The organism is Thalassoglobus sp., assembly GCF_048270125.1.
Taxonomy (GTDB): Bacteria; Planctomycetota; Planctomycetia; order Planctomycetales; family Planctomycetaceae; genus Thalassoglobus.
Genome location: NZ_JBLWTN010000056.1, coordinates 1 through 5,063, shown reverse-complemented (window position 1 = coordinate 5,063; position 5,063 = coordinate 1). Strand labels below are relative to the sequence as shown.

The 5,063-nt window shown below is 50.0% G+C and carries 2 protein-coding genes; one reads left to right on the top strand and one right to left on the bottom strand.

Annotated elements, in window-relative coordinates:
- Window positions 1-334: 334 nt before the first annotated feature.
- Window positions 335-3,727: a DUF1553 domain-containing protein gene (locus ACN0YR_RS24955; RefSeq protein ID WP_417851930.1), complete on the top strand. Its 3,393-nt coding sequence runs from the start codon at window positions 335-337 to the stop codon at window positions 3,725-3,727.
- A 40-nt stretch (window positions 3,728-3,767) separates the two neighbouring features.
- Here ACN0YR_RS24955 and ACN0YR_RS24950 read toward each other — a convergent pair whose 3' ends face one another.
- Window positions 3,768-4,841: a peptidase gene (locus tag ACN0YR_RS24950; RefSeq protein ID WP_417851929.1), complete on the bottom strand. Its 1,074-nt coding sequence runs from the start codon at window positions 4,839-4,841 to the stop codon at window positions 3,768-3,770.
- Window positions 4,842-5,063 lie beyond the last annotated feature (222 nt).

Here is a 5,063-nt window from a genome sequence, read left to right as displayed (position 1 = left end):
GCGAGCCCCACACAACCAATAGACTAAATCACCAATCACCTCAAATCTACTGAAAAACTAAAAGAAAGATGCTCTAGGCCCAGATAACTCATCTGGGCCTTTTCCGTCAGAAACGCCCCTTGACTCAATCCTGATTCTCAACATCTCGCAATGAACAGAACGAACAGCCATCGGTCTCACTGAAAGACCTTGCGAAACCTGTGCTCAACTGTGATGATGAACCTTGTTGACCACTGAAGAGAGAGGCCGAATTCGAGTTCTTACGCAGCTCGATGAACAGCGAGTAAAATGGTTCGACCCCAGCACATCTTAGATTATTGATAGCGGTGAATTGATGAAGTCTTCCATGTTTTATTCGTTCATTCTCATCCTTGCTGGACCGGTGATTCATTCTGAAGGGCAGGATCGCTATTCGGAGATCGTCAAGGCAGACAAGCCTGTCGCCTGGTGGAATTTCGAAGCTCCACAAGAAGGGGCTTTTCTGGATCAATCCGGAAACGGTTTGCACGCCCGTATTCAGGGGATGGTCGCAGCAAAGCAAGCGGGACCGCGTCCGTCTGACTATCCTGACTTTTCGCCGAAAAATCAGGCGATACGAATCAATCGTGGGAAAAATTATCTCGTTGTGCAGGATCCCGATGCCGACTCGGTTCTTGATTTCAAGTTGGGCGATGGAATAACTCTGGAGGCCTGGGTGAAAATTGATGATGCACTATCAGGGAGCTATCCCTACATCATCGGGAAAGGCAGGACGAATAATCCCGGCACACACAGCAACAACCAAAGCTATTCCTTACGTCTTGCGACAGGTGGAGGAAAAACTGCGATCAGCTTTTTCTTTGTCGACTCAACCGGCCTCACAAAACATATTCACGAAGCTGGTCACCGATGGACTTCCAATGCTTCCGTACCGGCAGATGGATACTGGCATCATGTCGCGGTGACATACACTTTTGGTCAAGAAAAAAGTCTGCGTGGATATATTGACGGGAAAGTCGTTCCCGGAAAATGGGATCTTGCGGGAGACGCGGCATCTGGTCCCATCACCGATGATGACGAATTGTGGATTGGATCGTCAATGGGGGGCGGAGCCACGCTCGGTGCGTCTCTCGATGAAGTTGCGATCTACCGAACTGCTTTAAGTCCAGAGGCTATCAAGAAGCGTGCAAACCTCGACATCAAAGTCGATCATTTTGCATTTGATGAAATCGATGGAGACCTCTCCGGTGACCACGTTCAGGTCGACATCCTCGAAACTGTCTCAGCGGGGCGAAGTTGGAAATTCTTGAACAAGGACATGTCGCCGCTGTATCAGACAGACTTCTTTGCACTCGACAGACTGCCGAAAAAATACAACAGCAAAGGTCTGATCATCGATCGACCTGCTCCGAGTTTGATTCGACTCAGTAGTACGGTTGAATTTGATGCTGGTGAGTACGAATTCCGGCTCCGTTCGCTCGACGCGTGTCGCCTCTACATCGATGGAAAACTGGTTGCAGAAACCGAGTTTATGAACCCTCGTGCCGATGCACATCAGGAGTACTACAGGCTCACTCAGTACGGAGATGAGGTACTTTCTCTCGCTGCAGGGCAGTTGGAAGATCACCAAAAAGTTGTGCTGACCGCAGGCAAACACAATGTTGTCCTCTACCGGCTTGTTGGAAACAAAGGGAAAGGGAACTATCTTGGAGAATTCAATGTCGGGTACGCGAAAACTGACGACCAGCTCAAGTTTCTGGCTCCGAAGAGAGAGCTCGATTACACGGACGAAGGCTGGCTGACATTCAAAAACGAAGAACGTCAACGACTCGTCGACTGGAATCAGCGTGAACGTTTAGCGGTCAGCCAGGCAGAGCAGAAATATTGGGATCAACGACACGCATGGGCGAAAACTCAAGCTGGTCCCGAGGTTGATGTTCCAGAAATTCCTGACGCAACAAGTGTGAAATCGAATGTCGACAAATTTATCATTGCTTCATTACAGCAGGAACAACTCAAACCGACTGGTCAAATTTCAGACAGTGAGTTCCTGCGAAGAGTCTCGCTCGACACGATCGGGGCAATTCCTTCTCCAGAACTCATTCAAGCGTTTTTTGAGTTTCCCAAAGAGACACGTCGTGCAGAGATCATCGAGAAATTGCTGAACGACCAAGGTTGGGCAGATCACTGGGTTGGCTACTGGCAGGATGTTCTCGCTGAAAATCCAGGATTGACGAAACCAGAGTTGAACAACTCCGGTCCGTTTCGCTGGTATCTTTATGAATCGTTCTTAGACAACAAACCGTTTGATCGATTTGTGACAGAACTCTCGCTCATGGAAGGAAGTACATACTCTGGTGGTCCAGCTGGTTTTAGCATTGCATCACAAAACGATGTTCCTATGGCAGCCAAGGCTCACATTCTTGGTACGGCATTTCTTGCAGTCGAAATGAAATGTGCACGCTGCCATGATGCTCCGTACCACGACGTGAAACAGGAAGACCTGTTCAGCATTGCTGCTTTGTTGAAGCGGGATGCACAAAAAGTCCCCGGCAGTAGTACGATTCCGCTTTCCACGGAAGAAGTTGCCAGTCTGTCAGTCAAAGTCACGCTACAGCCCGGGACTTCCGTAAAACCGAAATGGCCTTTTGCTCAGTTCGTCTCCGCAACGGATACGGACCATCCAGTCCTTGCAGATGAGTTCGTTCGAAACTCCAATGACTCACGACACCAACTCGCAGCCATGCTGACCAGCCCACATAACAAACGGTTCACGCAAGTCATTGTGAACCGAGTCTGGGCGAAGCTGATTGGGCGTGGAATCGTCCAACCTGTTGACGACTGGGAAGAAGCAGAAGTCTCGCACCCTGAGTTGCTTGATTATTTAAGCCGTGAGTTCATCCTGAGTGGATACGATCTCAAAGCTCTGACGCGAACAATTCTTCTGAGCGATATCTATCAGCGAGCTCCTGTACCCGGATTGCTTGCTGACAACATCGGCGCTGAAAAATTTCGCGGTCCGATCCGGAGAAAGATGACCGGTGAGCAACTTGCCGATTCGCTCTACGCAGCGACCGGGAAATCTTTTGGCAGTGAAAAGCTGACAATGGACGCCGATGGAAAACGACCGGACAGCATCTTCGTGCATCTGGGAACACCTGAACGAGCCTGGCAACTCATTACTGTCAGTAACGAACGGGACAGGCCGAGCATGTCGTTACCGGTCGCGCAAAGCATCATCGACTTAATGTCGGCGTATGGCTGGCGTCAGCAACGGCAGGAACCACTCACGCATCGCGAAGATCCGCTCACGGCACTTCAGCCAATGGTGCTAGCGAACGGAACTTCCTCACTTAAAGCAATTGATTTCTCAGACGATTCCGCTCTCACACATGAAGCGTTGCAGGATCAGCCGGTTGAGGTGTTTGTCGAGCACCTGTTCGAGCGTCTCCTCACCCGAACGCCAACTTCAAACGAACGGGAGATGTTCAGTGAACAATTGCGAAAAGGCTACGAGTCGCGAATCATCGCAGGGCCAGAAGCGGTCCCGCCGAAGCGAATGTTCCGATCAGGAATCACCTGGATCAACCATTTCCACCCTGATGCCGACCGCGAAGCGATGGATCGGTCTCGAGAAATTCTTGAAGGCGATCCCAAGTCAGTTCGTCTCGACGCCGATTGGCGACAACGGGCTGAGGATGTCGTCTGGGTCTTAGTGAACTCACCTGAATTCGTATTCGTTCCGTAAGAAATTTCCACACGCTTTCATGCGTGTGAAAGGCAGAATTTTACGCCTTCACAAGTTTGGTTACACGACCGCCAACGACCCATTCGACACAGAAGATGTCGTTGTTCATGTCGAAGCAGGCATCGTGTGGATGAACAAATTTGCCAGGTTGCCACTGAGCTGAGGATTTACGCATTGCAAAACCATTCCCAAGAACCTGCTCTCGCCATGTCGCGTCATCTCCCAGGTGTGCCAGAACCGAATTGTTCTTGTCCAGGATTGTGATTCGGGCATGTAAATCCGGGATGAGCATCAATTCTCCCTGTGTGTCGATATCCGCCGGGAACAGGAAGCCGTCCAAAGTGTTGAGGTGATTTCCGTCTAGGTCGAACCACTGCAATCGCTTGTTCGCCCGATCTGCAACAACGAGCTTGGGGATGCCGTCGCGCTCATCGAGCCACTGACCGTGCGGTGTTGCAAACTTCCCTTCCTCGCTACCTTTTCCGCCCAGAACACGCACGAATTTATCATCTTTGTCGTACTCGAAAATGTAGTTGCTGCCATATCCGTCACCGAGATAGTAACCGCCGTCGGGGCGGAAGCTCGTGTTCGTCGGCCGATAGCTAACTTTGGGGCCAAGAACGCCGCTATCTTTGTGAAGCTGGTCTCGACCACGATTCCAGACGACCTCGCCTTTGAGAGTCATCTTTGTGAAGTAGAGTGATTTGTCGCTCGGAGCAAGATAGAGAAACTCTTCCGATCCTTCTTTGCGAATATCGATTCCGTGGCCCTTCCCACGATTTTTGACTTGATGGTCTTTACCCATCGACTTGATGAATTTTCCATCTGCATCGAAAACAAAAATCGAATCCGGTCCACCTTGATGTGTGATGTAGATGAGCCCCTGCTGATCGACTGCAACGCCATGAGAAGCCCCGCCGTAACTGTGACCGTTGGGGAGGGCATTGCTTCCCCAATCATGAACACACTCGTAAACATGTTCGCCTGTTCCAACAACTGGCGATTTCACTCCAGCTTTGTCACTTGCGTTGAGAAACATCGGCGCGGTCACGCTTGCAATGGCGGTCGCTGCTGAGGTTTTCAACATCGCCCGGCGAGTTTGTTGACGACTCATGCATTTGTCCTGAACTGAAGAATGAATCAATTATTGTTGATTCAAAGCATATCGACTTCTACAAGTTGTGCCAATTCTCAAGGTGTTCGCCACGAGGCAGAACGTAAAGACCAATATTGGATATGCTCTATAGAATGCTTTCGCATTAGAACCGGTCCTGAAACTTTGCTTTTAGTGTACAAGTTGGTTTGGGATTTGCATGTGTTTCTTCTCAGAAAGGAG